This is a genomic window from Pseudarthrobacter naphthalenicus, from assembly GCF_029076445.1.
Taxonomy (GTDB): domain Bacteria; phylum Actinomycetota; class Actinomycetes; order Actinomycetales; family Micrococcaceae; genus Arthrobacter; species Arthrobacter naphthalenicus.
The window spans coordinates 66,516-90,915 of the sequence record NZ_JARESG010000001.1; the positions used below are offsets into that span (position 1 = coordinate 66,516).

Genomic DNA, 24,400 nt, shown 5'->3' on the forward strand with positions numbered 1-24,400 from the left:
CCAGCCGCCCGGCCCGCACGGTGCGCGGCCGGTCCCATTAGGGTTGCGGGGTGGGGAAATTACTGGCAGACATCACGCCGCTGCGGGAGAGCCCGGCGTTCCGCCGCCTCTGGCTTGGCTCTGCCGTGGCCGCCGTGGGCAGTCAGCTCACCCTCGTGGCCGTCAGCCTCGAGGTCTACCGGCTCACGCAGGACAGCTTCTACGTAGGCCTCCTCAGTGTTTTCGCGCTGGTGCCGCTGGTGTTCGGCGGCCTGCTGGGCGGTTCCATCGCCGATGCCCACAACCGCCGCACGGTGGTGCTGCTGGCCAGCTCAGTCCTTTGGCTGACTACCGGCCTGATTGCGCTCCAGTCCTGGCTGCACCTGGGAAACGTCTGGATCCTCTACCTCCTGGTGGCCCTCCAAAGCGGCGCCCAGGCCATTAATCAGCCTGCGCGCAGCGCCATCATTCCCACACTCCTCCGCAAGGAACTGCTGCCCGCAGCCAACGCGCTCAACATGATCACCTTCGGGCTGGCCATGACCGTAGGCCCTCTGCTGGCCGGTGTCCTGGTGGCATGGGTGGGCTTCGCTTGGACGTACACCATCGACCTCATGTGCTTTGTGTTTGTCCTATGGGCGGTGTTCCGGCTGCCGTCGATTCCACCCTCGGGGAATGCCGGCAGGGCCGGGATCCGGTCCGTCATTGAAGGCTTCCGCTTCCTGGGTACGCGGCCCAACCTGCGGATGACCTTCATCATCGACCTCGTGGCCATGATCCTTTCCCAGCCCAGGGCGTTGATGCCGGCCATCGGTGCCCTGATGATCGGGGGCGGCGAATCAACGGTGGGCATCCTGCTCGCATCCACCGCCGTGGGCGCCTTCCTCGCCGGGCTCTTTTCCGGACCCCTGGGGCGGGTGCGGTGGCAGGGGAGCGCAGTGGTGTGGTCCGTGATGGGTTGGGGTGCGTCCATTGCCGGCTTCGGTCTGGTGGTGCTCCTGGCGGGACGGGCGCCCGACGGCGGCGCGACCTTGTGGCTGGTCCCCGCGGCGGTGTGCTGTGCCCTGGCCGGGATCGCCGACTCCATCAGTGCGGTATTCCGCAACACGATCCTGCAGGCGGCCGCACCTGACCACCTGCGGGGACGGCTCCAGGGCGTCTTCATTGTGGTGGTGGCCGGCGGTCCCCGGGTGGGCGACCTGCTGGCGGGCGGCGGGACTAAGATTTTAAGTGAGGGCTGGGTCCTGCTTCTGGGCGGGGCGTTGTGCGCTCTGGTGGCCTGGCTGGTCTCTCAGCTTCAGCCGGGCTTTCGAAAGTACGATGCCCATAGTCCGGTGCCGTAGGGTCCTGCCTCACCAGTGTGGCCTGAGTGCCGGCGTTGTCGGGGCGGCTGTGTTGGGGCGAGATCGAGGAGCGGGGACATGCACAGGCATTACAACGGACTGAAGACTGCGGCGCTCTTCGGAGTGCTCTGGGCCGTGCTTCTGGGGCTGGGCGGCCTGATCGGGCTGAACACCCGCAGCGCGGCACCCATCTGGATCATGGCCCTGGTGGGGGTGGGCACCACAGCTTACGGCTACTGGAACAGCGACAAGATCGCCATCCGCTCCATGCAGGCCTACCCCGTGACCGAAGCCCAGGCGCCCCAGCTGTACCAGATTGTGCGCGAACTTTCTGCCCGGGCCAACCAGCCGATGCCGCGCATCTACCTCTCACCCACCATGAACCCGAACGCCTTCGCCACGGGCCGGAACCCCCGGAACGCGGCCGTCTGCTGCACCGAAGGGATCCTGCAGCTGCTGGACGCCCGGGAGCTGCGCGGGGTACTGGGGCACGAACTGATGCACGTCTATAACCGGGACATCCTGACGTCCTCGGTGGCAGCCGCGGTGGCCGGCGTGATCACCTCAGTGGGCCAGATGCTGCTGTTCTTCGGCGGCGGTGACCGGCGGAACGCCAACCCGCTGGCCATGATCGTCATGGCGCTCCTGGCGCCCTTCGCAGCCTCCCTGATCCAGCTGGCCATCTCCCGGACCAGGGAGTACGACGCCGACGAGGACGGTTCGCAGCTCACCGGCGATCCGCTGGCGCTCGCCTCAGCCCTGCGCAAGATCGAACAGGGTGTTCGGATTGCGCCATTGCCGCAGGATCAGCGGCTGGTCAATACGTCTCACCTGATGATCGCCAACCCCTTCCGCGGCGGCGCCATGACCAAGCTGTTCGCGACCCACCCGCCCATGAGCGACCGCATCAACCGGCTGGAGCGGATGGCTGGCCGCCCCCTGCGGTGACAGCAGCCGGCAAGGCGGCCGCCCGCCGTCGTCCGCTAGCTGCGGAAGTTGACGAACTGCAGGTCTGCCTCGTCAAAGTCCTTCAGCAGCGCCATCACGGACTGCAGGTCGTCACGGGACTTCGAAGAAACGCGGAGCTCATCGCCCTGGATCTGGGACTTGACGCCCTTGGGCCCCTCATCCCGGATCAGCTTGTTGATTTTCTTGGCCAGGTCCTGCTCGATGCCTTCCTTGATGGTGGCTTCCAGCCGGAACTCCTTGCCGGACGCGTAGGGTTCACCGGTGTCCAGGGATTTCAGTGAGATGCCGCGGCGGATCAGCTTGGACTGCAGCACGTCCAGCACAGCCATGACCCGTTCCTCGGAATTGGCCTTCATCAGGATCTTCTCGCCGCTGAAATCAACCTCGGCGCCCACACCCTTGAAGTCGTAGCGCTGGACGAGTTCCTTCTGCGCCTGGTGCAGGGCGTTGGCCACTTCCTGCTTGTCCACTTTGCTTACGACGTCGAACGTTGACTCGCCTGCCATGACTCTCCTTGTGCTGATGGGTGCCCCCGCAATGGCTCCGGAGGGCGTTATTCTCTGCATTCCAGCCTAATACGGATCGGCTGTGACGCTACTGCGGACCGGCGCGGACGGATTCACAGTTCCCTCATAGCGGACGCCCGGCGGGAACGAAGCCATGCGAGGGAGAGTTGAACGAGTTGGAAGAAGCACGAAAGGGAAGCAATGAACAACAACGCCGTCCGTTACGTCACCCGGTCAACCGCCCTCGCCGCCGGAGCGGTTGCCACCGCCGCAACCTCCGTCGCGGCGGCCGCCCTGGCAGGTTACATCATGTTCAGCCCCGTTCCGGATGCCTCCGCCCGGATGAACGGCGTCAGCGAGGACCTGCGGCGGGCAGTCCAGCTGAACCAGATTACGGAAGAGCAGGCAGTGAAGTTCGAGGCAAAGCTGGCAGGACGCATTCTCGGCGAGGCCTGAGTGACCCGGTTTTCCCGCGGAACCGCGCGGCTTTCAGGGCCGGCTGCGATGGCGAACCGGCTCGATTCGATTCTTCGGCAGAAGTTCTGTAAAGTTGTCTTGCCCGCGGTTAGTGGAAGCGGAACGGCCCGGAAACGGACGTTCTGCAGACTGCAGCCGGGGGTGATCTTCTTTTGAAGTTCGGCAGATTACCCGAGCGGCCAAAGGGGGCTGACTGTAAATCAGCTGGCAACGCCTACGGGGGTTCGAATCCCTCATCTGCCACCCAAGGAAAAGCCTCCGGAACCACCAGGTTCCGGAGGCTTTTTTGTGCCTGGAAACCGGTGGGTCCGGCCCGTCCGCCTTTCCCCGCGGGACGGTCTATTCCCCTCGGCGTTACCGGGGGAATGGACCGTCAGCAGGGGAAAAGTCGCGGGCCAAGCCGGCTGAAAACACCGTCGACAGGTCCTCCGGGCCGGGCGTAGTCTGGCAGCATCGGCGCATGTGCCCCGGTGCCCTGCGTCGATACACAATCGATGAAGGAGGACCAATGAGTGCTGTACGTGAATTCATGACCACGGACGCCCGGTGCATCAAGGAAGGGCAGACGCTCGAAGATGCGGCACGGATGATGTTGGACCTGGATTGCGGATCATTGCCGATCTGCGGCGATGACGGCAAGCTGCAGGGCATGATCACAGACCGCGACATCGTGCTGAAATGTGTCGCCGCCGGCCGCAGCCCCCGCGAGATGATGGCCCGCGAACTCGCCTCGGGCAAGCCCTACTGGGTGGACGCTGATGCGAGCGTTGACGCTGCCATCGAGATGATGGAGACCCACCAGGTCCGGCGGCTCCCGGTGATTGCCGACCACAAACTGGTCGGCATCATCAGCCAGGGCGACATCGCCCGCAACTACACCGAAGACCGGGTGGGCGCCCTGGTGGAGCACATCTCCGAACGCCATCACATGTCGGCCTAGCAGACACGCCGCACTAATCAATTCCCTATAGCCTTGTTCGCGGCTCCCTGCCTTGCAGGTTCGGAACCGCGAACAAGTTTCTGCTCAGTTCAGGGCGATCAGCAGCATCTGGTTGGTGCCGGGGATGCATGTCTGCAGGATGGCCCGCGGGAAGCCGCCGAACACCCGGATGACGTCGTTTGTGGTGCCCGGGTTGGGCACCTGGCCCCTGGCTGTCACCTTGAAGGTGCCGTAGCCGGGAATGCTGACCGTTTCACCGACGCCGATTCCGGAGAAACGCGCCCAGCCGCCGCAGAAATCGTGCTCCGTGATGAAGAGTGAATACCCGTCATTTGGCGTGTAATGGATGGGCCCGATGCAGGCGTCAACCATGGACTGTCCACCGGCACCTGCCACATAGATGGTCCGGACCGCCGGTGCGGCAGGAACCAGGGCCCCGGCCGCGGGAACCGCAGCCGGGGCCGGTGCCGGTGCAGCTTGCGCCGGGGCGGCGGCCTGGGCGGGTGCGGGGGCGGGTGCTGAAACCACGACGGCGGGACCGGTCAGTTTCAGGGTCTGCCCCGGGACGATCAAGCTGTAAGCACCGAGTCCGTTGGCCGCGAGCATGGCGTTCATGTCCACGCCGTGACGGGCCGCGATCCCGCCTACGGTGTCTCCCGGGACCACGGTATAGACGTTGGTGTCGGTGGCCGGTGGCCGGTGGTGGTGCCGCAGCCGCCGGGGCCGGCGCTTCCGCCGGGGCGGCGGCTTCCGCTGGAATGGAAACGGGGTCAGCCGCAGCGGGGACGGCCGGGACCGCGGAGGGCGTCTCCGCGGGTGCCGCCACCACAGGTGCGGTGCCCTGCCCATCCGGTGCGTCCGCCGTCGTGATTGCTCCTGCGGCCGAAGGTGCCCCGGGCGCGGTTGCCGCTGGTCCTATCAGAGCAGCGATGCTGAGTGTGGCAACGACGGCGGCGCCCGCCATGCCTCCCCACAGTTTCTTGTTGACCCGTTTTGGGCCCGTCACGAGGTCGGCCCTGGGGGCGTCTGTTTCGAAGCTTCGGCTGGGTGTGTTGTCGTTAGCGGTCGGCTGGTTCATAGGTGGCCCATCAAGGGTCGGCCCGGCCGGGTTTCGCGGCAATGCCACCACCGGATGCGGGACGGAGCAACGTGTGATGCGCTGTGGGGTCCCGGCCACGGCTGGAACCCCTCACCGCACGATGGGGGCGCCCGCTTTCAGGAAAACGGGAGCTCCGCAACGAAGCGGCATCACCCACCCCAGCGTTGGAGGATGCGCCGGCAACTTTGTTCGGCCCTAGGAACTCCGAGTCTAGGAAGGCGGTGCCGTCCGGGCACGAGTAGGGGCTACCCTATTTTTTCCGCCGCCTACTTGGCCGGGCCGGCGCTTCCTACCCGGCACCGGTCCGGCCGCTACCGGGCTCCGACCCCCGCACCGCAAGCGGCGACCATGCCGGACGCCGAATTTGCCAGCTTGTTACTCGCGGGTAACAATTAGGCATGCACCTGCTTCTGCGCACCCTCCTGATGCTGTTCACGTCCGCCCGCCGCCCGGCGCTGACCATCTGGGGCACTTCGTCCCTGCCGCTGCGGGTCCTCCCGACCGACATCGACATTGCCATGCACGTCAATAACGGCATGTACTTCTCCCTGATGGACCTGGGCCGGTTCGACCTTATGGTCCGCAGCGGGGTCTGGAAGCGGATGCGCCAGCGCCGGTGGAGCCCCGTCGCGGCGGGGGAGACCATCGCGTTCCGGAAATCCCTGCAGCTGTGGCAGCAGTACACCATTGAAACGAAGATCATCGGCCTTGATGCCAAGGCCATCTATTTCGAGCAGCGCATGGTGGCCGACGGCGAAATTTACGCGCGTGCCTACATCGCCACCCGCCTGGTCAGCAAGGGAAAACCCGTCAGCCAGGAGGAAATCCTGCGCGAATTCGGCACTCCGCCGGCGGACCTGGTGCTGCCGGAGTGGATCCACGAATGGCGTGAGACCAATGCCCTCCCGGGCAGCCGCACCCCGGCGCCGCACCTGTGGGACGCCACGGTCTGACCGCCGCGGCGGCGAGCGCTAGGTGCCGACGTCGCGCCTGCTGACGGCCACGGCCGCCAGGGCGACCAGCGCCGCCGAGAGGCCCCACAGCCACCCGGCCGCAGCCCAGTCCGCTCCGTTGGCCACCGGGACGTTCCCGTACGCCCAGTGATAGGGGCTCAGGCCGAGCAGCCACTCGAGGTCCGGGCTCTGCCTGCCAACAGCATTGAAGACGTATCCCAGAACGCCGACGGCGGCACCCGCGGCCAGCCCGTAGGTCTTCCGGCCGGACACCGCACCGGCGCACAGCGCGGCGGTGCCGGTCAGCAGCGACAGACCGGCAAACAGTACGGACGCACCAAAGAGATCCTCCGGGCGGATGTTGAGTTGGGCTGAATCGTTAAGCAGCCGCACCAGCCCAAAGACCAGGGCCGAGAGAAGCAGGACCCGGACCGCCAGGGCCAGGGCACGTTCCAGCACCACCTGGACCCGGGTCACCCCGTGGGCGAGGGTCAGTTCCAGCTGGCCGGATTCCTCGTCGCCGCCCACCGCGGCAGCGCCCCACCCCACCGACGCGATGGTCATCAGCAGGAAGCCGATCAGCCCGAAGACCGTTGCCTGGGTGTAGCCGGGACCGCTGGCGATCTGATCGTAATTGAGGGCCTTCATCATTTCGGGCGGCAGGGCATCGATCATGTCCTGCATCTGCGCACTCCCGCCAATGGACGGGTACAGGGGCAGGTACAGAAATATCGCCGCAGCCAGGCCGGCCGCCCACGCCAGGGTGGAGCGCCAGCTGTCGAAGAACGAGCGGCGGAAGAGCGGCAGGGTGGTGCTCACTGCGCTCACTGCGCTCACTTGGCTCACTGTGCTCACTTGGCGGACTCCTGTTGAACTGGCTTCCGATGGGTTGAAGCCCGGTGGCCGGAAACCCGGGGGCCCGGAGGAGGGGAGCCGGGCTCTCCGGGGCTGGAATACATCTGCAGCACCGATTCCTCCAGGTCAGGCTCCTCCAGGACCAGGTCCTTCAACTGCAGCGTGCTTAGGGCCTTCACCAGAGGCTGGATGGCGCCCGCCAGCGTGGCGGAGAGCGTGACCGTCCCGTTGGACTCCAGTACCTCCACGTGCCCGACGCCGGGCACCGCACCCAGCAGCGCACCGGCGTCGTGCCCGGTGATCCCGGTGGCCGAGAACCGAAGGTGCCGGACGGCACCCTCCCGCAGCCCGCTGACAGATTCGACGGCGATGATCTTGCCGTCCCGCAGGATGGCGACGGTATCCGCGGTCTGCTGGACCTCGCTGAGCACATGCGAACTGAGGAAAATGGTCTGCCCCTGCTGCCGGGCCTCGCGGACCATGGCATGGAACTCCTGCTGGACCAGCGGATCCAGGCCGCTGGTGGGTTCGTCGAGGACCAGCAGTTCAGGGCTGTGCATAAACGCCTGGACCAGCCCGAGCTTCTGTTTGTTGCCCTTGGACAGCTTGCGGGTATGCCGGTCGAGGTCCAGGCCCAGCCGCTCGGCCAGCGCGTCGATCCTGCCGGGCGCCACCGGACCGCTGATGGCCTCGTAGTGGGAGAGAAGCTTGCGGCCTGTCACGCGGCCCTCGAGGAACAGCTCCCCGGGCAGGTAGCCGATCCGGCGCCGGAGCTCCGGTCCGCCCTGCCGCGGATCCTTGCCCAGCACCCGGACTTCCCCGGAGGTGGGGCGGATGATGTCCAGCAGGCAGCGCATGGTGGTGGTCTTGCCCGCGCCGTTCGGGCCGATGACCCCGAACACGGAGCCCGCCTCCACGCTGAAGTCCACGCCGTGCAGCACTTCCCGCCGGCCGAATTTCTTCGTGAGGGAACGGGTAGAGATTGCGTGGGCCATAACCCCTCCTATGTTCGGCAGTCAGCGCCTGATGCCCCAACGTTATGCCCCGGGCCGTTATGTGTATACGACCGCGCCGCCGAGATATTCCCGATGACGCGGGCAGCGAACAGGGCGCCTGCGGCCGGGACATCCGCCTGTGCCTCGCGTACCGTTGGAATCATGGCAACCGTAGATATCACAGGTGAACAGTTCGCATCGACCATCGAAGGCAACGATATTGTCCTGGTGGATTTCTGGGCTGAATGGTGCGGTCCCTGCAAGCAGTTCGGGCCCACGTACAGCGCTGTGTCGGAGAAGCACTCCGACGTCCTCTTCACCAAAGTGGACACCGAGGCCGAGCAGCAGCTTGCCGCCGAGGCCGGCATCACGTCCATCCCCACCCTGATGGCCTTCCGCGAAAAGGTCCTGGTCTTCTCCCAGCCCGGTGCGTTGAATGCCCAGCAGCTGGAGCAGGTTGTGGACGCCGTCAAGGCCCTGGACATGGACGAGGTCCACGCCCACGTGGCGCGCTCGCAGGCGGAAGCCGCGCAGGCCGCCGCCGACCCTGCCGGTCCCAAGAGCAGCGGTCCGCAGGACGGCACGCAGATCCCTGACTTCTAAGCCCCACTTAACAGCAACGCGGGGTCACATTTAGCCCGATATCCTCGGTTTTTCGGGCTGAATGTGACCCCGCGTTGTGGTTTGCGGCGAGTTAGAGCCGTTCGATCTTGACCGGCTCGGCCAGCAGCGCGCTCAGGGATTCGTTAAGGTCCTGAACGGCGATGCCCTTGGAATGCTTCGTGAGGTCCTCCTCGGACGCCCACTGCTCCGTCAGGACCAGCTTCTCCTCGGTGGCTTCGGTCAGCTCGTACCGGATACAGCCGGGCTCGTTCACCACCTCGTCGATGGCTATTTCAAGGGCGAGCTTCACGCGGAAGAACTCGCCGTTGTTGGGGATGAACGTTGCCTGCAGGTCGATGGGTGCACTCATGGATTTCACAATACCGGCCGGCGCGCGGATGCTTCTCCTCAGGTCCTGATGTTGGTAGCGTGCCAGCATGCGCGCTTACACAGCCGGGGACACTGACGTTCCGCTCCTTGAGGAAACCATCGGACAGAACTTCGAGCAGGTGGTGGCCCGTTTCCCTTTTCACGACGCGCTGATTGAGGCCGCGGCGGTCCCGGGCGGCGATGCCCGCCGCTGGAGCTACACGAAGATGAACGACGACGTCGATCGCCTGGCCCGTGCGCTCCTCGCCTCGGGCGTCGCCAAGGGTGACCGCGTGGGCATCTGGAGCCCGAACTGCGCCGAATGGACCCTGCTGCAGTACGCCACCGCCAAGGCCGGCGCCATCCTGGTCAACGTCAACCCGGCCTACCGCAGCCACGAACTCGAGTTTGTGGTGAAGCAGAACGGCATGCGGATGCTGGTCACGGCACCGTCGGACCGCAACAGCGATTATGTGGGCATGGCACGCCAGGCGCTGGGCGCCTGCCCGGCCTTGCAGGAACTCGTTTTCCTGCCGGCCCCCGATGCGGACGGGCTCGACGCCGGCGTCCCCCAGCGTGAGGCGGAGCTGACGTACGCCGAGCTGCTCAAGCGGGCTGACGGCGTCGGACATTCCGGCCTGAAGGCGCGGATGGCTGAACTGGATGCGCACGATCCCATTAACCTGCAATACACCTCAGGCACCACCGGGTTTCCTAAGGGTGCCACGCTGACCCACCACAACATCCTGAACAACGGCTATTCCATCGGCGAACTGCTGGGCTACACGGAGCATGACCGGGTGGTGATCCCGGTGCCGTTCTACCACTGCTTCGGGATGGTCATCGGGAACCTGGCCGCTCTCAGCCACGGCGCCGCCACCATCATTCCGGGGCGCGGGTTCACCCCGGCTGCCGCGCTGGAAGCCGTCCAGGACTTCGGCGGCACGTCCCTCTACGGGGTGCCCACCATGTTCATCGCCGAGCTCGCACTGCCCGACTTCGCCTCGTACGACCTCTCCACGCTGCGCACCGGCGTGATGGCGGGGTCGCTGTGCCCCATCGAGGTGATGAACCGGGTCATCACCGAGATGAACATGAAGGACGTGGCCATTTGCTACGGAATGACCGAAACCTCGCCGGTATCCACCATGACCCGCGGCGGGGACACGATGGAGCAGCGGACCGAAACCGTTGGCCGCACCATGCCGCGGCTGGAAAGCCAGATCGTCGATCCCGGCTCGGGGGAGGTCATGGAACGCGGGGAAATCGGCGAGCTCTGCACCCGCGGGTACGCCGTGATGCAGGGATACTGGGACCAGCCCGAGAAAACAGCCGAAGCCATCGACGCGGACGGCTGGATGCACACCGGCGACCTCGCCCGGATGGATGAGGACGGTTACGTGGTGATCGAGGGCCGGATCAAGGACATGGTGATCCGCGGCGGCGAAAACATCTATCCGCGCGAGATCGAGGAGTTCCTCTACACCCACCCGGCCATCCAGGACGTGCAGGTGATCGGGGTCCCGGATGACGCATACGGCGAGGAACTCATGGCCTGCATCATCCTCAAACCCGGTGCGGAGCGGTTGGACGAAGCCGCCATCGCCGAGTTCTGCCGCGGCAAGCTGGCGCACTACAAGATCCCCCGCTATGTGGACGTCCGCGAAAGCTTCCCGATGACCGTCTCCGGGAAGATCCGCAAGGTGGAGATGCGAGAGGAAGCCGTGGCCCGCCTGGGCCTCTAGTACACCTCCGGGACTTGCAGTTTGGCGGGTCAGTGCCGGCGGTGGTCCTGGATGGTCATCCGCGGACCATAGGTGGGTTTACGGAAGCCGCTCAGATACAGCATCCGCACCACGCGCTGCCGGTGCCCGGCCCACGGCTCCAACAGGGCCAGCATCCCGGCGTCGTCCGTCCGCCGGCTGGTCAGGGCGGCGCCCACGTAGGCGGCAAGGTGATAGTCGCCCACCGCAATCGAGTCCGGGCAGCCGTGGGTCCGCTGCACCACTTCGGCCGCGGTCCACACACCGATGCCGGGGATGACCCGCAGCTTTTCGGCCGCCTCCAAAGCCGGGAGGGCAGACAGGCGTTCAAGCGCGACGGCGGACTGCAGCGCCCGCATGACCGTCGCCGAGCGCTGCGGGCCGACTCCGGCCTGGTGCCACTCCCAGGAGGGGATGCGCAGCCACTGCTCCGGGGTGGGCTGAACGCGGAGACCTTCGGGTGCCGCCGCGCCGGCCGCAGGTGCGGCGGCGCCGAAGCGGTACATCAGGTACCGGTAGCCGCGGCGGGCTTCGATGACGGTGACCTTCTGCTCCAGGATGGTGGGCACGAGGCAGTCGACCATGCGCCCGGTGGAGGGCAGGCGGACCGCCGGGTTCCGGCGTCGGGCCTCACGGACCATGCGGGGAAGGGTGGCGTGGAAGGCCGGTTCGTCGAATGCCGTCCAATCGTCGCCCGCGCCCAGCAGCCGCGGCACGCCGGCGAGCCCGGCGGCTGCACCGGGGCCCCAGGCCTGGGCGTCAACGGCGCCGCCGTCAGCGCCGCCGCCCCCCGCGCCGCCGTCAGCGCCGGCATTGGTGAGGCGCAGCGTCACCGGGCCATCCGGCGTCGTAAAGGCGCTCCACATTCCGTCCGGGCGGAATGAAAACGACGGATCCCCCGTGCCCCGCAGGAGCGTGCCCAGGGTCTGGCGCAGGCTGTAGGGGCCGTCCGGATGCCACCGGAGGGACGCGTCCGCGGCGGCGGCCAGCCGGGCGGGAGCGTCAGCAATGGTCATGCCTTCATCGTCCCACGGCGGGCTGACAACAGAGCTCCGGGAGCCCCTTACGGACCCCGGGGACCGGGACTAGACTCCAAGTGGCGCGGGGCGTCCGCGCCTTCCCATTCGCATTCAAAGGAGCATGCAATGGCCGGAGTTGTGCATTTCGAGATTCCCACCGCCGACAAAGAACGGGCCAACACCTTCTACCAAAGCGCGTTCGGCTGGACCCTCGTCCCGATGCAGGGGATGGACTATACGAGCGCAATCACCACGCCCTCGGACGACCAGACAGGCATGCCCAGCGCGCCAGGGGCCATCAACGGGGCCCTGTTCCCGCGCACGGACAGCCTCACATCGCCCATCATCACCATTGATGTGGATGATGTTGACGCGGCACTGAAGCAGATTGAAACGGCCGGCGGCCAGGTGGCCCAGCCCAAAGCCGCCGTTCCGGGCATGGGCTGGTTCGCCTACTTCAAAGACACAGAGGGCAACATCATGGGCCTCTGGCAGACGGATTCCTCGGCCGCAATCTGACGGCGGGGCAGAGCCCGTCACGGCAGGCGGTAGCTTTGTATCTATGAAGTACGCGCAGTCCGTCCTGGACCTCATCGGAAACACGCCGCTCATCAAGCTCAACCACGTGACGGAAGGCATCAAAGCCACCGTCCTGGTCAAGCTGGAATACATCAATCCCGGCGGCTCCATCAAGGACCGCATCGCGGTGAAGATGATCGAGGAGGCCGAACGGACCGGCAAACTGCTGCCCGGCGGAACCATCGTGGAGCCCACGTCGGGCAACACCGGCGTGGGGCTGGCGCTCGTGGCCCAGCAAAAGGGCTACAAATGCATCTTTGTGGTGCCCGACAAAGTGGGCGAGGACAAGCGCGCCGTGCTTCAGGCCTACGGCGCCGAGGTAGTGGTCACGCCCACCTCCGTTCCCCCGGACAGCCCGCAGAGCTACTACGGCGTCTCGGACCGGCTCGTGCGCGAAATCCCCGGCGCTTACAAGCCCGACCAGTTCTCCAATCCGGCCGCGCCGCGCAGCCACTACGAGACCACCGGCCCGGAAATCTGGCGCGACACGGACGGCCGCATCACCCACTGCGTGATCGGCGCCGGCACCGGCGGCACCATCACCGGCACCGGCAGGTTCCTCAAAGAGGCTTCCGCGGACCGTGCCGAGGCCGACGGCGGCGTGGTCAGGATCATCGGGGCGGACCCCGCGGGTTCGGTCTACTCCGGCGGAACCGGACGCCCGTACTTCGTCGAAGGCGTGGGCGAGGACATGTGGCCGGACAACTACGACAAGTCCGTGCCGGACCAGGTGATTGCCGTCAGCGACGCCGACTCGTTCGAGATGACCCGCAGGCTGGCCCGCGAGGAAGGCCTGCTGGTGGGCGGCTCCTCGGGCATGGCCGTGGTGGCAGCCCTCCAGGCCGCGCGTGAGCTCCCCGAAAGCGCCGTCATGGTGGTCATCCTCCCGGACTCCGGCCGCGGCTACCTGGCCAAGATCTTCAACGACCAGTGGATGCGCTCCTACGGCTTCCTCTCCGCCGGCGAGGAAGCGTCCGTGGGCGAGGTCATCAAAACCAAGAACGGCGAATTGCCGGACCTGGTCCACATCCACCCGAACGAGACGGTCCGCGATGTCATCAACATCATGAACGAGTTCGGCGTCAGCCATATCCCGGTCCTCTCGCAGGAACCGCCCGTGGTGATGGGCGAGGTCCTCGGCGCCGTGGACGAGCGCACCCTGACATCCAAGCTGTTCCGCGGCGAGGCGAAGCTCACGGACAAGGTCTCCGAGCACATGGGGGAGCGGCTCCCGGTCATCGGTTCACTGGAAAGCATCTCCGCAGCCCGCGCGATGCTTTCCGACGCGGACACCCTGATGGTCACCTTCGTCGGCGCGCCCGTGGGTATCCTCACCCGCCACGACCTCCTCGCCTACCTCAGCAACTAACAGGCCAGGCGGGGCAACCTGCCGCCACCCCGCCACGAAAGGATTACCCATGTCTGCTTCTGAAAACCAGGGCTTCAACACCCGCGCCGTCCACGCCGGCCAGGCCTTCGAACCCCGCACCGGTGCTGTGGTGCCCCCCGTGCACTTCAGCTCCACCTACGCCCAGGACGGCATCGGCGGCCTCCGCGACGGCTACGAATACGGCCGCGGCACCAACCCCACGCGTGACGCCCTGCAGGAGCAGCTCGCGGCGCTCGAGGGCGGCACCCACGCCTATTCCTTCAGCTCCGGCCTCGCCGCGGAGGACTCCCTGATCCGGGCGCTGACCCGGCCCGGAGACCACATCGTTCTGGGCAACGACGCCTACGGCGGCACCTACCGGCTCATCAGCCGGGTCTTGGGCGACTGGGGGATCGGCAACACCCCCGTGGACATGGCGGACCTGGATGCGGTGAGCAAAGCCGTGGCCGCGAACAAGACCCGCTTCGTCTGGGTGGAGACCCCTTCCAACCCGCTGATGAAAATCACCGACATCGAGGCGCTCGCCAAGGTGGCGCACGACGCCGGTGCCCTCCTGGTGGTGGACAACACCTTCGCGTCGCCCTACCTGCAGAACCCGCTCGCCCTGGGTGCCGACGTCGTGGTGCACTCCACCACGAAGTACATCGGCGGCCACTCCGACGTGGTGGGCGGCGCCATTGTGGTCAAGGATGCGGAGCTCGCCGAGAAGATCGGCTTTGTGCAGTTCGCCGTGGGTGCCGTGTCCGGGCCCATGGATGCCTTCCTCACCACCCGCGGCCTGAAGACGCTCGGCGTGCGCATGGACCGGCACAGCGACAACGGCCAGGCCGTCGCCGAATGGCTGCTGCAGCGTCCCGAGGTGGAGGCGGTGCTGTACCCGGGCCTGCCTTCCCACCCCGGCCATGACCTGGCGAAGAAGCAGATGAAGAAGTTCGGCGGCATGGTGTCCGTCCAGTTCAAGGGCGGCGAGGCGGCGGCCCGGACCGTCGCGGAGAACACCTCGGTGTTTACGCTGGCGGAATCCCTCGGCGGCATCGAATCGCTGATGAACTACCCCTCGGAGATGACCCACGCCTCGGTCAAGGGCACCGAGTTGGCCGTCCCGGTCAACCTGATCCGACTTTCCTGCGGCATCGAAGACGTGGAGGACCTCATCGCGGACCTGGAGCACGCGTTTACGTTCCTGAAGTAACCCGCGAGAGAGCACTTCGCGCTAGTCGCGCAGCGAAACACCACCGCGAAGTGCTCACTCGCGTTCCCCGAAAGAAGCTGGCTTTCTTGAAGAAAGTTAGCTAGGGTGCCTTTATGGCACTCCGATCCGACTGGTCCCAACGCACCTGCAGCCTGGCACGGGGCCTCGATGTCCTCGGCGATCCGTGGACCCTGCTGGTGCTCCGCGAGGTCTTCTTTGGCAACGGGCGCTTCGACGCCATGAAGTCCCGGCTGGCGGTGGCCGACTCCGTGCTCACCAAGCGCCTGGCCACGCTCGTGGAATCCGGGCTGCTGGCCAAAAAGGCCTACGACGACGGCGGACGGCCGCGTCAGGAGTACGTCCTGACCACCAAGGGGGAGGACGCCCTCCCCGTCCTCAATGCCGTGGCCATCTGGTCCGAAAAGCATTTGCCCGCGCCTTCCGGGCAGGCCCACATGTATGTGGTCCACTCCGGCTGCGGCCGGCGGACCGGCTCCGCGGACACCTGCACCCACTGCGGGGAGCGGCTCACGGCCGCCAACACCAGCTGGCACAGCCTCACCCGGTCGGACGCTCCCGTGGAACTCGCCACGGCCGGCGCATGACTGCCACCGGATCGCGCCAGCGGCGCCGCCTGCACCCCGCTTGGACCGTTGCCACCGTGGCCTTCCTGGCACTGGTGGGTGCCGCCGGATTCCGGGCCGCCCCGGGCGTGCTGATGGTCCCGCTGCAGCAGGAATTCGGCTGGTCCACCACGGTCCTCTCCGCTGCCGTGAGCATCAACCTGGTGCTGTTCGGCCTGACTGCTCCGTTCGCCGCCGCCCTGATGGAGCGGTTCGGCATCCGCGCCGTCACGGCCACCGCCCTGGTGATGATCGGCGCCGGCAGCGCCCTGACCGTGCTGGTCAGCCAGTCCTGGCAGATCCTCCTGACCTGGGGGCTGCTGATCGGCCTGGGCACGGGCTCCATGGCCCTCGTCTTCGCGGCCACCATCGCCAACACCTGGTTCGCCAAAAGTCGGGGCCTCGTGATCGGGATCCTCACCGCCGGCAGTGCCGCAGGCCAGCTCGTCTTCCTGCCCTTCATCGCCATGCTGGCCCAGGATCCAGGCTGGCGTCAGGCCTCCCTGTTGATTGCCGCCGGCGCGCTCGCGGTGGTACCGCTGGTGCTGAAGTTCCTCAAAAACTCACCGGCCGACGTCGGCGCTTTGCCTTACGGCGCAACGGAGCCTGCGGAGGAAACGGCTGAGCCCGCTGCCGCGGCTGTGCCGGACAGCGGCCGCAGCAAAAACGCCGCGGTTCGCGCGCTCCAGGTCCTCAAACGGGCCAGCCGGGTGCGCACCTTCTGGGCGCTGGTTGCCGGCTTCGCGATCTGCGGCGCCACCACGAACGGCCTGATCGGCACCCACTTCATCCCCTCCGCGCACGACCACGGGATGCCGGAAACCACCGCGGCCGGGCTGCTCGCCGTCGTCGGGATCTTTGACATCCTGGGGACCATCGCCTCCGGCTGGCTGACCGACCGTTACAACCCCAAAGTCCTGCTGGCCGTTTATTACCAGTTCCGCGGGATCGGGCTGCTGGTGCTGCCGCTGCTGCTGAGCGCCACCGTCCAGCCGAGCATGATCGTGTTTGTGGTGATTTACGGCCTGGACTGGGTGGCCACGGTGCCGCCCACCGCAGCCATCTGCCGCAAGACGTTCGGGGCGGACGGCAGCGTGGTGTTCGGCTGGGTCTTCGCGGCCCATCAGCTCGGCGCGGCCGCGGCCGCCCTTGGCGCCGGTGCCATCCGGGACGCAACCGGGCAATACACCTACGCCTGGTTCGGCGCGGCGGCCATGTGCACCATCGCCGCCGTCATCAGCGCAACGATCCGCAGGGACAAGTCTGACAAGGATCCCGCACCCGTCCCGGTGGCCGCAGCCTGACCCTCCGCCGGCCCGGCGTCCCAACTAGGTAGCGCTAACTGTCGTTTCGGGCCCTCAAAACGACCGTTAGCGCTACCTACTTGGGGGAGTGGGCGGGGATTAGTTGGGGGAGCGGACGCTGGGTGGCGCGGCGGCGGGCTGACCCGTGAAGTACCCGCGCGTGGAGGGCAGGAACCGGCAGACAACGGCGAGGACCACTCCCAAAGCAAGCAGGACCACGCCGCTGACGAACGCCCCGCCCACACCGAAAATCTGTGTGTCGCCGTAGGCCGGATCCCACATCTGAACGGCCGAGATGAAAAACGCTGCAGTGAGGATCAGGGCGCCAATGAGGGGAAGGGCACCCCGGAACCAGAAGTTGCGGGCCGATGCGCGGAGCGTGCCCCGGAAATACCAGACGCAGGCGAAACCGGTCAGGGCGTAGTAGAAGGCGATGAACAGGCTGATGGCACTGATCGAATCGGCCAGCAGGTTTTCGCTCAGGATGCTCATGGCCACGTAGTACGCCACGGCGGCAACGCCCATGACCTGGGTGGAGAAGCCAGGGGTCTGGTTGCGGGGGTGGACTTCGCCGAACTTCGGCGGCAGCGCCCCGTGCACCCCCATGGAGAGCGTGCCGCGGGCCGTGGGCAGGATGGTGGTCTGCGTGGAGGACAGGACCGACGCCAGGACCGCCACGATGATCAGCCAGCCCCAGGGACCCAGGACCACGTCCTTCATGGCCAGGAACACATCGCTGTGGTTCGCCTCGTTGCCCAGGCCGATGCCCTCGGTGCCCACCGTCGCGTACATCATCACCAGCAGGGCCACCGAGACGTAGATGGCCACCAGGACAAAGGCGGAGATGACGGCGCCGCGGCCCGGCGTGGTGGCCGGGTTTTCGGTCTCCTCGTTCACCGCCAGGCAGGTGTCCCAGCCCCAGTAAATGAACAGCGCCAGCAGTGAGCCGTGCACCACCGCGCCGGGATCGGCGAAGGCGCCGGCCGGGTTGAACCACTCAAAATCAAAGGCCTGACCCTCAGGGGCACCGCCCGCGATCCTGGCAATGATGGCTAGCGCAAATATCCCCAGCGACACGTACTGCACGTAGGTCAGGACGCGCTGGACGTGCTCACCCAGCCTGATGCCCCGGTAGTTCACCAGGGTCATAAAGGCAATAAACAGCACCCCGGTGACCGTGACCACCAGCTTGTTCTGGGCCAGCGAACCGTCGCCGATCAGCAGCCACAGGTACTGCCCGGCCACCTGCGCCAGGTTGGCCAGGACCACGATGCCGGCCAGGGCAACGCCCCAGCCGCCCAGCCAGCCGGCCCAGGGCCCGAACGCCCGTCGGGACCAGGTGAACGTGGTGCCGCAGTCCGGCATGGCGCCGTTCAACTCGCGGAACGCATACGCGATGAAGAGGACCGGTACGAAGCCGAGGATCAGGATCAGGGGGGTGTAGTTGCCGTTCACGGCCACGATCAGGCCCAGGGTGGCCGCGAGCGAATACACGGGCGCCGTTGAAGCCAGGCCCAGCATGACCGAGTCGCCGAGGTCCAGGATTCCTGCCCGGAGCCCCTTCGCCGGGACGGCACCACCGGCTCCGCCGCCTGAACCGCCGCCCGCCGTCGTGGTTTCCGCGCTCATGGTGCCACCGGGCCGGGACGTGTCAGGGGGCTCATAGGGCGATACCTGTCTTAGTGGAGTGGGCGGCCGCCGAGAGCGGCGCCGGGGCGTCGATGGTGTTGGGCACAAAACGGCAGAAGTAGTCGGTGATGGGGCCATCTGATTCGCGGATTCCGCAACCAACGGACTCGCCGTCCACCACCCAGAGGCCCAGGACGGGGTGGTTGCCGTCGAAGTCCGGCAGGGCATGAAACTGCTGGTAGCACCAGCCTTCGCGGCCGTAGCCGCCCGGCTGCTCCAGGTTGATCCCGGCCGCGTGGATTTTGATGTTGTCACCCTCGCGGCCGTGCAACGGCTTCGCCACCCACTCCTTCAGCGGCCCGCGTTCGTTGAGATAGGCCGGCAGGAGGTTGGGGTGGTCCGGATAGAGGTGCCACAGCGCGGCGAGCAGGGCCTTGTTGGAGAGCAGCATCTTCCAGGCGGGCTCCACCCAGCGGGGATTGTGTGCCCGCTCCAGGAGGCGGTGCCCGAACGGCTCCTTCATCATCAGTTCCCACGGGTACAGCTTGAACATGGTGCTGATCATGTAGTTGTCCAGGTCCACAAAGCGGTTGAGGTTCGGATCCCAGCCGATGTCGGACATGTTGATGCCGATGGTGGTCCAGCCAGCCTGGCTGGCCACGTCGCGCATGTAGGCGGCTGTCATCCAGTCCTCGCCTGATTCCTCAGCCTCGGAATGGGCAACGTGCAGGGTGCTCATCCCGGTGCGGTACTGCATTTTCTTCCACTGCCGGATCAGGGCCTCATGGATCCCGTTCCACTGATCCTTCTCCGGGAATACGTCCTGCAGCCAGAACCACTGGGCGACGGCGGCCTCGATCAGCCCCGTGGGGGTGTCAGCGTTGTACTCCAGCATCTTGGCCGGGCCGCCCTGACCGTCGTAGATGAAGTCGAAGCGCCCATAGATGTCCATATCCCCGGCCTGCAGCGATTCGGCGGCGAGCTCCAGGGCCTGAGGGCCTATGCCGATGTTCCCCATGGCGCCGGTGGCCAGGAACTTCGCGGCCTCCAGGCACATCCGGTGCATGTCCTCGGCCTGGATCTCCAGGGACTCCACTTCATCGACGGTGAATTCGTAATAGGCGGATTCGTTCCAGTACTCGATCTTCCGGCCGTCCGGCATGGTGGTGGTGGAGAAAACCAGGCCCTGCTCTTCGATCTTCTGCTTCCAGTCAGGCCTGGGCTCCGATATCAACCGCTTCACGCCTAGCCCCCCGTGCTTCCGCCCTTGGAGCTGCTGCCAAAGCCGCCCCTGCTGACCGTTCCGCCCTTGCTGCTGTACCCGGTGGAGGCTTTGGCTCCGCTTGGCACCGTCCTGGTGAAGTTGGGCGCCGTTGACCGGTTCTGGCCCACCGCGGGCACGCTGGCGCCGCGGGAGTAGAAGTACCAGGCATAGAGTGCCCCGCTGCGGCCCGCCGAGCTGTTGCACTGGGCATCTTCCACGCGCTCGCCGGTCTCATCGTTAAAGCAGACCTGCGCGTACTCGGGCTCATCCTCGTTGCTGGCCACGATGGCGGTGATGGTTCCGGCGAGGAGTGCGGTCACACCAAGACCCACGACGACGGTGCGGCGCTGGGACCGCTTCTTGCGGGCGGCCATCTCCTGCACCTGGCGCTCGCGGTCACGAGCGAACGGATCCACCGGTGTGACAGGTTCGTTCAGGAGTTCGGGGCGCAGTTCCGGCTTGGGCACCTGCCACGGCGGGGGCTTGGGCGCATCCTTGGCGTTGTCCCCACCGCCGGCTTGGTCCGCGCCGTCGGTATGATCTTTACCTTCGTCCATGACATCCCCCCTCGGTAGTCGATGATGAAAATCGGGCTGAAAGTGGGCGCCACGGTGCGCCGCCAATCCTGAAGTCAGCCTAGCCGCTGCCCCGCCCGGCTGCGACACTCCGGCCGGGCGGAAGTCCCCGCCCGGCCCGCCACCTGAACACTGGGCCGGGAACTTACACTGGAGCCATGGAAACCGCGTCAGTGCTTGCCGTTTGCCGGGTCTACCAGCTCCTCCCCGACGAGGGACCAGTCGGGGTGACTGCCATCGACAAGCGCCCGGTGGAGGGCCCGGTTCGTGTCCATTCCCTGGGTGTCCACGGGGACGTCCAGGCGGACAGGATCAACCACGGCGGCGAGGACCAGGCCGTCTACGCCTACTCCCAGGCAGACGCCGAGTACTGGGCCGGTGAGCTCCAGCGCGACCTTCCGCCCGGTTTCTTCGGCGAAAACCTGCGCGTGGCGGGCATCGAAACCACCGGCGCCGTCATCGGCGAACGCTGGAAGATCGGACTCGACGTCGAACTGGAAGTCACGTCACCGCGCACGCCATGCGCTGCATTCCAGCGGCGCATGGGCGAGCCAAGGTTCGTCAAACGCTTCACCGAGGCAGGACGAGTGGGCGCATACCTCCGGGTAGTGCGGCCCGGGACCATCCAGGCCGGCGACCACATCCACCGCCTGTTCGTTCCACGGCACGGCATCACGATCGGAAAGTGGTTCAGCGCACCCGACCTCGAATCGATGGAGGCGTTGCGGGACGCCGAGGCGGACGGCGAGATCCGGCTGCAGCCCGAGTATCAGGAGAAATTCGAGCGTTTGCAGCGGCAACTGGCACGGTAGCAGCCCGCTGAAACCCCCTCCCGCGGCACCCGCAAAAGCGGTGTGCGCAAGCTCACCGCCGCCGTCGTGCGTTCAAATTAGCACCCCGGCGCCTGCGTACCCTACACTTGAAATATCCCCCACTCCGGAAATCCCTTATTCCTGCCCAATTTTTGAGGCAGGACTGGCAAGTGTTGGGGCCCGCACAAGCGATGCGGGCATTTTCATAGGGAGAGCCGGCTAAAGAAAACGCTGTACAGACTGCTGGGATAGCAGCCAAGAGATGCAGCGGGAAGTCCTGCCACGGGATTGCGAAAGCGCCGGACTTCCAGTGACCGGCCGGTCAATGTATGCCCGGCACCCACGGCACACGTACTGCGGCTCCGCTCACCTCGGGTTGTGCCGCCTGGCCCCCTATGGATGAGGAAATTTCCCTATGCCCGAAAATCAGAATGACGCTGCTACCGAAACGGTAAGCGCCGACACCGCCGCCGTCGAGTTCACTGAGGCCGCTGTTCCCGCAGCAGAGCCCGCCGCTGACGAAGCGCCCGTGACCGAAGCGCCGGTTGCCGAAGAAGCGCCCGTGACCGAAGCGCCGGTTGCCGAAGAAGCGTCCGCCGCTGAAGCCGCTCCCGCCAAGGCCGAAGAAGCGCCCGCCGCTGAAGCTGCCCCCGCCAAGGCCGAAGATGACGACGAAAACGCCATCAAGTTCGCCGACCTCGGCATTGACGGCCGTGTCCTGGCCGCCCTGCAGGATGTCGGCTACGAAAAGCCTTCCCCCATCCAGGCAGCAACCATCCCGCTGCTGCTTGAAGGCCGCGACGTCGTGGGCCTCGCCCAGACCGGCACCGGTAAGACTGCAGCATTCGCAGTACCGGCACTGTCCCGCCTGGCCGAGCTCCACGACCTCAACGGCCCGTCCCGCAAGACCCAGGCCCTGGTCCTGGCTCCCACCCGCGAGCTGGCGCTTCAGGTTGCCGAGGCTTTCACCTCGTACGCCAAGCACATCGATGACTTCACCGTCCTCCCCGTCTACGGCGGTTCCGCCTACGGCCCCCAGCTTGCCGGCCTGCGCCGCGGCGCCCAGGTTGTTGTCGGTACCCCGGGCCGTGTGATCGACCACATTTCCAAGGGTTCCCTGGACCTGTCCGAGCTTCAGTACCTGGTGCTGGACGAGGCTGACGAGATGCTGCGCATGGGCTTCGCCGAAGACGTGGAGCAGATCTTCCAGCAGACCCCCTCGGACCGCCAGGTGGCACTGTTCTCCGCCACCATGCCGAGCCAGATCCGCCGCATGTCCAAGCAGTACCTGAACAACCCGGCCGAGATCTCGGTGAAGTCCAAGACCACCACCGGCGCCAACACCCGCCAGCGGTACCTGCAGGTCATGGGCCCGCACAAGCTGGACGCGCTGACCCGCATCCTTGAGGTTGAAGAGTTCGACGGCGTCATCGCCTTCGTCCGCACCAAGATGGCTACCGAGGACCTGGCTGACAAGCTGAAGTCCCGCGGTTTCCTGGCCGCCGCCATCAACGGCGACATCCCGCAGCAGCAGCGCGAGCGCACTGTTGACGCGCTGAAGGAAGGCCGCATCGACATCCTGGTGGCCACCGACGTCGCCGCCCGTGGCCTTGACGTGGAGCGCATCAGCCACGTGGTCAACTACGACATCCCGCACGACACCGAGTCCTACGTCCACCGCATCGGCCGCACCGGCCGGGCAGGCCGTTCCGGCGACGCCATCCTGTTCATGACGCCGCGGGAGAAGTACCTGCTGCGTTCCATCGAGAAGGCAACCCGGCAGCCGGTGGAGCAGATGCACCTGCCCACCGCCGAGACCGTGAACACGCTGCGCCTGGGCAAGTTCGCCGAGAAGATCACCGAGACCCTCGAATCAGAGGACGTCTCGGCGTTCCGCGACCTCATCGCGTCCTACGAGCAGGAGCACAACGTTCCGGCCGCGGAGATCGCCGCCGCACTGGCCGTTATGGCCCAGGGCGGACAGCCGCTGCTGGTCAAGGAACTGCCAGCAGCTCCTGAGTACCAGAAGCGCGAGCGCGCCAAGGACGGCTTCGGCTCACGTGGCCCGACCCGCACGCTCACCGAGGGCAACGCCACCTACCGGATCGCCGTCGGACGCCGTCAGCGTGTGATGCCGGGCTCCATCGTCGGTGCCATTGCCAACGAAGGCGGCATTTCCTCGGCCCAGATCGGCGGCATCGACATCCGCTCGGATCACTCCCTCGTGGAGCTCCCGGCGGACCTGAGCCCCGAGCAGCTGCGCGCCCTGTCCCGCACCCGGATCGGCGGCGAGCTGATTCACCTCGAGCTGGACAACGGCCGCAAGCCCTCCGGTGGCGGCGAGCGTGGCGGCTACCAGGGCAGCCGTGGCGGCGACCGCGGCGGTTACTCCGGTGGCGGCGGAGGCAACTTCAAAGGCAACGGCGGGTTCAAGAAGGACTTCCGCAAGAACGACGGCGAGCGTTCCTCCGCTGACCGTGGTGGCCGCTCGTACAGCGACCGTTCCGAGCGCAGCGTTGGTGCCGACAGCGGCTCCAGCCGCGGCCAGGCCAGCGATTCCCGCTTCGGCGGCCACGGCGACGGCTCACGCAAGCCCCGCACCGAAGGCAGCCAGGGCGGTTTTAACCGCAAGGGCAAGTGGTAAACGCCTAGTTTGACGCGATTCCCCGAGGGGCCGGCTTTCGAGCCGGCCCCTCGGTGTTTAAGACCGACGGCGGCTTGTTGTGTTCGCTTCGTCACACGTGTTCGCGAACGCGGGCTCCGCCGGTCCCCGAGCAGGTCCCAGGGGGCTGTTTGGCGCCCGAATCCGGGGGTTTTTCCGGCCTTTGGCCGCGCGTGGACCCCGATTTGTTGGTGGCCAAATCTTCCGGTAGAGTATTTACTCGTTGCCCCCCTAGCTCAGTGGTAGAGCGCGTTCTTGGTAAGAACGAGGTCACCGGATCGATTCCGGTGGGGGGCTCTGAATGAGGGCCTGTGTCAAGGCGGTTTTGACCGGCTTGATGCAGGTTTTTCTCATTCGTGGCGGTGTAGCTCAGTTGGTTAGAGCGCACGACTCATAATCGTGAGGTCGGGAGATCGAGCCTCCCCACCGCTACAGGCTAAGCCCCCGGAATCCTTCAGATTCCGGGGGCTTTCTTGTTGGCGGGACGGGGCATCCTCACC

The 24,400-nt window shown here is 66.4% G+C and carries 22 protein-coding genes, 3 tRNA genes and 1 pseudogene; 17 read left to right on the forward strand and 9 right to left on the reverse strand.

The features are described from left to right. Positions 1 to 50: 50 nt before the first annotated feature. Both PY310_RS00295 and htpX read left to right on the forward strand, forming a co-directional pair. Positions 51 to 1,322, forward strand: coding sequence for an MFS transporter (locus PY310_RS00295; protein WP_275212151.1), 1,272 nt, complete (start codon positions 51 to 53; stop codon positions 1,320 to 1,322). A 78-nt stretch (positions 1,323 to 1,400) separates the two neighbouring features. Continuing rightward, positions 1,401 to 2,270 carry a zinc metalloprotease HtpX gene (htpX, locus tag PY310_RS00300; protein WP_275212152.1) on the forward strand — a complete coding sequence of 290 codons (870 nt, stop codon included), beginning with the start codon at positions 1,401 to 1,403 and terminating at the stop codon, positions 2,268 to 2,270. A gap of 35 nt (positions 2,271 to 2,305) precedes the next feature. Here the strand turns inward: htpX and PY310_RS00305 are convergent, their stop codons facing one another. Then, complete coding sequence (locus PY310_RS00305) at positions 2,306 to 2,797, reverse strand: YajQ family cyclic di-GMP-binding protein (protein WP_275212153.1); 492 nt, start codon at positions 2,795 to 2,797, stop codon at positions 2,306 to 2,308. A gap of 201 nt (positions 2,798 to 2,998) precedes the next feature. On the opposite strand from PY310_RS00305, the gene PY310_RS00310 reads away from it, so the two are divergent. The 3 genes from PY310_RS00310 to PY310_RS00320 all read left to right on the forward strand — a co-directional run bounded on the left by PY310_RS00310 (position 2,999) and on the right by PY310_RS00320 (position 4,214). Then, positions 2,999 to 3,253 (forward strand): hypothetical protein, encoded by a 255-nt coding sequence (locus tag PY310_RS00310; protein WP_275212154.1) that lies wholly within the window; start codon positions 2,999 to 3,001, stop codon positions 3,251 to 3,253. Positions 3,254 to 3,435: 182 nt separating this feature from the next. Further along, a tRNA-Tyr gene (locus PY310_RS00315) sits at positions 3,436 to 3,517 on the forward strand. A 265-nt stretch (positions 3,518 to 3,782) separates the two neighbouring features. Then, positions 3,783 to 4,214 carry a CBS domain-containing protein gene (locus PY310_RS00320; RefSeq protein ID WP_275212156.1) on the forward strand — a complete coding sequence of 144 codons (432 nt, stop codon included), beginning with the start codon at positions 3,783 to 3,785 and terminating at the stop codon, positions 4,212 to 4,214. Positions 4,215 to 4,298: 84 nt separating this feature from the next. Here PY310_RS00320 and PY310_RS00325 read toward each other — a convergent pair. After that, a pseudogene (locus PY310_RS00325) lies at positions 4,299 to 5,292 on the reverse strand (LysM peptidoglycan-binding domain-containing protein). Positions 5,293 to 5,711: 419 nt separating this feature from the next. On the opposite strand from PY310_RS00325, the gene PY310_RS00330 reads away from it, so the two are divergent. Then, a complete protein-coding gene (locus tag PY310_RS00330) occupies positions 5,712 to 6,266 on the forward strand; it encodes an acyl-CoA thioesterase (RefSeq protein WP_275212157.1) in 555 nt (184 codons plus the stop codon). 18 nt (positions 6,267 to 6,284) lie between these two features. Here the strand turns inward: PY310_RS00330 and PY310_RS00335 are convergent, their stop codons facing one another. After that, positions 6,285 to 7,085: an ABC transporter permease subunit gene (locus PY310_RS00335; RefSeq protein ID WP_275212479.1), complete on the reverse strand. Its 801-nt coding sequence runs from the start codon at positions 7,083 to 7,085 to the stop codon at positions 6,285 to 6,287. A gap of 32 nt (positions 7,086 to 7,117) precedes the next feature. Beyond that, positions 7,118 to 8,116, reverse strand: a complete 999-nt coding sequence (locus PY310_RS00340) for an ABC transporter ATP-binding protein (protein WP_275212158.1) — start codon at positions 8,114 to 8,116, stop codon at positions 7,118 to 7,120. Between the two features lie 162 nt (positions 8,117 to 8,278). On the opposite strand from PY310_RS00340, the gene PY310_RS00345 reads away from it, so the two are divergent. Next, positions 8,279 to 8,719 (forward strand): thioredoxin family protein, encoded by a 441-nt coding sequence (locus tag PY310_RS00345; protein WP_275212159.1) that lies wholly within the window; start codon positions 8,279 to 8,281, stop codon positions 8,717 to 8,719. 91 nt (positions 8,720 to 8,810) lie between these two features. Here PY310_RS00345 and PY310_RS00350 read toward each other — a convergent pair whose 3' ends face one another. Next, a complete protein-coding gene (locus tag PY310_RS00350) occupies positions 8,811 to 9,089 on the reverse strand; it encodes a putative quinol monooxygenase (protein ID WP_275212160.1) in 279 nt (92 codons plus the stop codon). A gap of 67 nt (positions 9,090 to 9,156) precedes the next feature. On the opposite strand from PY310_RS00350, the gene PY310_RS00355 reads away from it, so the two are divergent. Next, complete coding sequence (locus PY310_RS00355) at positions 9,157 to 10,833, forward strand: AMP-binding protein (protein WP_275212161.1); 1,677 nt, start codon at positions 9,157 to 9,159, stop codon at positions 10,831 to 10,833. 29 nt (positions 10,834 to 10,862) lie between these two features. Here the strand turns inward: PY310_RS00355 and PY310_RS00360 are convergent, their stop codons facing one another. Next, positions 10,863 to 11,867 (reverse strand): DNA-3-methyladenine glycosylase family protein, encoded by a 1,005-nt coding sequence (locus PY310_RS00360; RefSeq protein WP_275212162.1) that lies wholly within the window; start codon positions 11,865 to 11,867, stop codon positions 10,863 to 10,865. Between the two features lie 129 nt (positions 11,868 to 11,996). On the opposite strand from PY310_RS00360, the gene PY310_RS00365 reads away from it, so the two are divergent. The 5 genes from PY310_RS00365 (at position 11,997) to PY310_RS00385 (ending at position 16,958) form a co-directional block, all read left to right on the forward strand. After that, positions 11,997 to 12,389 carry a VOC family protein gene (locus tag PY310_RS00365; RefSeq protein ID WP_275212163.1) on the forward strand — a complete coding sequence of 131 codons (393 nt, stop codon included), beginning with the start codon at positions 11,997 to 11,999 and terminating at the stop codon, positions 12,387 to 12,389. Between the two features lie 43 nt (positions 12,390 to 12,432). After that, positions 12,433 to 13,818 (forward strand): cystathionine beta-synthase, encoded by a 1,386-nt coding sequence (locus PY310_RS00370; protein ID WP_275212164.1) that lies wholly within the window; start codon positions 12,433 to 12,435, stop codon positions 13,816 to 13,818. A 49-nt stretch (positions 13,819 to 13,867) separates the two neighbouring features. Beyond that, positions 13,868 to 15,031, forward strand: a complete 1,164-nt coding sequence (locus PY310_RS00375) for a cystathionine gamma-synthase (protein WP_275212165.1) — start codon at positions 13,868 to 13,870, stop codon at positions 15,029 to 15,031. Positions 15,032 to 15,144: 113 nt separating this feature from the next. Then, positions 15,145 to 15,636, forward strand: a complete 492-nt coding sequence (locus PY310_RS00380; RefSeq protein ID WP_275212166.1) for a winged helix-turn-helix transcriptional regulator — start codon at positions 15,145 to 15,147, stop codon at positions 15,634 to 15,636. Further along, entirely contained in the window at positions 15,633 to 16,958 is a 1,326-nt protein-coding gene (locus PY310_RS00385; RefSeq protein WP_275212167.1) for an MFS transporter, read from the forward strand. The genes PY310_RS00380 and PY310_RS00385 overlap by 4 nt, the downstream gene beginning before the upstream one ends. A gap of 99 nt (positions 16,959 to 17,057) precedes the next feature. Here the strand turns inward: PY310_RS00385 and PY310_RS00390 are convergent, their stop codons facing one another. The 3 genes from PY310_RS00390 to PY310_RS00400 are packed head-to-tail and all read right to left on the reverse strand — an operon-like array spanning position 17,058 to position 20,408. Beyond that, positions 17,058 to 18,587, reverse strand: a complete 1,530-nt coding sequence (locus tag PY310_RS00390) for an APC family permease (protein WP_275212169.1) — start codon at positions 18,585 to 18,587, stop codon at positions 17,058 to 17,060. 31 nt (positions 18,588 to 18,618) lie between these two features. Beyond that, the gene (locus PY310_RS00395) at positions 18,619 to 19,830 is read right to left on the reverse strand and encodes a glutathionylspermidine synthase family protein (protein ID WP_275212170.1); all 1,212 of its coding nucleotides are present in this window, start codon (positions 19,828 to 19,830) and stop codon (positions 18,619 to 18,621) included. A gap of 2 nt (positions 19,831 to 19,832) precedes the next feature. Beyond that, on the reverse strand, positions 19,833 to 20,408 hold the full coding sequence (locus PY310_RS00400) for a Tat pathway signal protein (protein WP_275212171.1): 576 nt from the start codon (positions 20,406 to 20,408) through the stop codon (positions 19,833 to 19,835). Between the two features lie 176 nt (positions 20,409 to 20,584). On the opposite strand from PY310_RS00400, the gene PY310_RS00405 reads away from it, so the two are divergent. The 4 genes from PY310_RS00405 (at position 20,585) to PY310_RS00420 (ending at position 24,332) form a co-directional block, all read left to right on the forward strand. Continuing rightward, the gene (locus PY310_RS00405) at positions 20,585 to 21,238 is read left to right on the forward strand and encodes an MOSC domain-containing protein (RefSeq protein WP_275212172.1); all 654 of its coding nucleotides are present in this window, start codon (positions 20,585 to 20,587) and stop codon (positions 21,236 to 21,238) included. A 415-nt stretch (positions 21,239 to 21,653) separates the two neighbouring features. Beyond that, a complete protein-coding gene (locus PY310_RS00410) occupies positions 21,654 to 23,882 on the forward strand; it encodes a DEAD/DEAH box helicase (RefSeq protein ID WP_275212173.1) in 2,229 nt (742 codons plus the stop codon). A gap of 243 nt (positions 23,883 to 24,125) precedes the next feature. Beyond that, positions 24,126 to 24,197: transfer RNA gene (locus PY310_RS00415), tRNA-Thr, on the forward strand. A gap of 61 nt (positions 24,198 to 24,258) precedes the next feature. Further along, positions 24,259 to 24,332 (forward strand) — tRNA-Met (locus tag PY310_RS00420). Positions 24,333 to 24,400 lie beyond the last annotated feature (68 nt).

Coding starts and splice junctions, on each gene's coding strand:
- PY310_RS00410 (WP_275212173.1), top strand. CDS start 21,654: ATGCCCGAAAATCAGAATGACGCTGCTACCGAAACGGTAAGCGCCGAC.
- PY310_RS00360 (WP_275212162.1), bottom strand. CDS start 11,867: ATGACCATTGCTGACGCTCCCGCCCGGCTGGCCGCCGCCGCGGACGCG.
- PY310_RS00320 (WP_275212156.1), top strand. CDS start 3,783: ATGAGTGCTGTACGTGAATTCATGACCACGGACGCCCGGTGCATCAAG.
- PY310_RS00400 (WP_275212171.1), bottom strand. CDS start 20,408: ATGGACGAAGGTAAAGATCATACCGACGGCGCGGACCAAGCCGGCGGT.
- PY310_RS00385 (WP_275212167.1), top strand. CDS start 15,633: ATGACTGCCACCGGATCGCGCCAGCGGCGCCGCCTGCACCCCGCTTGG.
- PY310_RS00330 (WP_275212157.1), top strand. CDS start 5,712: ATGCACCTGCTTCTGCGCACCCTCCTGATGCTGTTCACGTCCGCCCGC.
- PY310_RS00380 (WP_275212166.1), top strand. CDS start 15,145: ATGGCACTCCGATCCGACTGGTCCCAACGCACCTGCAGCCTGGCACGG.
- PY310_RS00355 (WP_275212161.1), top strand. CDS start 9,157: ATGCGCGCTTACACAGCCGGGGACACTGACGTTCCGCTCCTTGAGGAA.
- PY310_RS00405 (WP_275212172.1), top strand. CDS start 20,585: ATGGAAACCGCGTCAGTGCTTGCCGTTTGCCGGGTCTACCAGCTCCTC.
- htpX (WP_275212152.1), top strand. CDS start 1,401: ATGCACAGGCATTACAACGGACTGAAGACTGCGGCGCTCTTCGGAGTG.
- PY310_RS00370 (WP_275212164.1), top strand. CDS start 12,433: ATGAAGTACGCGCAGTCCGTCCTGGACCTCATCGGAAACACGCCGCTC.
- PY310_RS00310 (WP_275212154.1), top strand. CDS start 2,999: ATGAACAACAACGCCGTCCGTTACGTCACCCGGTCAACCGCCCTCGCC.
- PY310_RS00350 (WP_275212160.1), bottom strand. CDS start 9,089: ATGAGTGCACCCATCGACCTGCAGGCAACGTTCATCCCCAACAACGGC.
- PY310_RS00340 (WP_275212158.1), bottom strand. CDS start 8,116: ATGGCCCACGCAATCTCTACCCGTTCCCTCACGAAGAAATTCGGCCGG.
- PY310_RS00375 (WP_275212165.1), top strand. CDS start 13,868: ATGTCTGCTTCTGAAAACCAGGGCTTCAACACCCGCGCCGTCCACGCC.
- PY310_RS00390 (WP_275212169.1), bottom strand. CDS start 18,587: ATGAGCGCGGAAACCACGACGGCGGGCGGCGGTTCAGGCGGCGGAGCC.
- PY310_RS00365 (WP_275212163.1), top strand. CDS start 11,997: ATGGCCGGAGTTGTGCATTTCGAGATTCCCACCGCCGACAAAGAACGG.
- PY310_RS00345 (WP_275212159.1), top strand. CDS start 8,279: ATGGCAACCGTAGATATCACAGGTGAACAGTTCGCATCGACCATCGAA.
- PY310_RS00305 (WP_275212153.1), bottom strand. CDS start 2,797: ATGGCAGGCGAGTCAACGTTCGACGTCGTAAGCAAAGTGGACAAGCAG.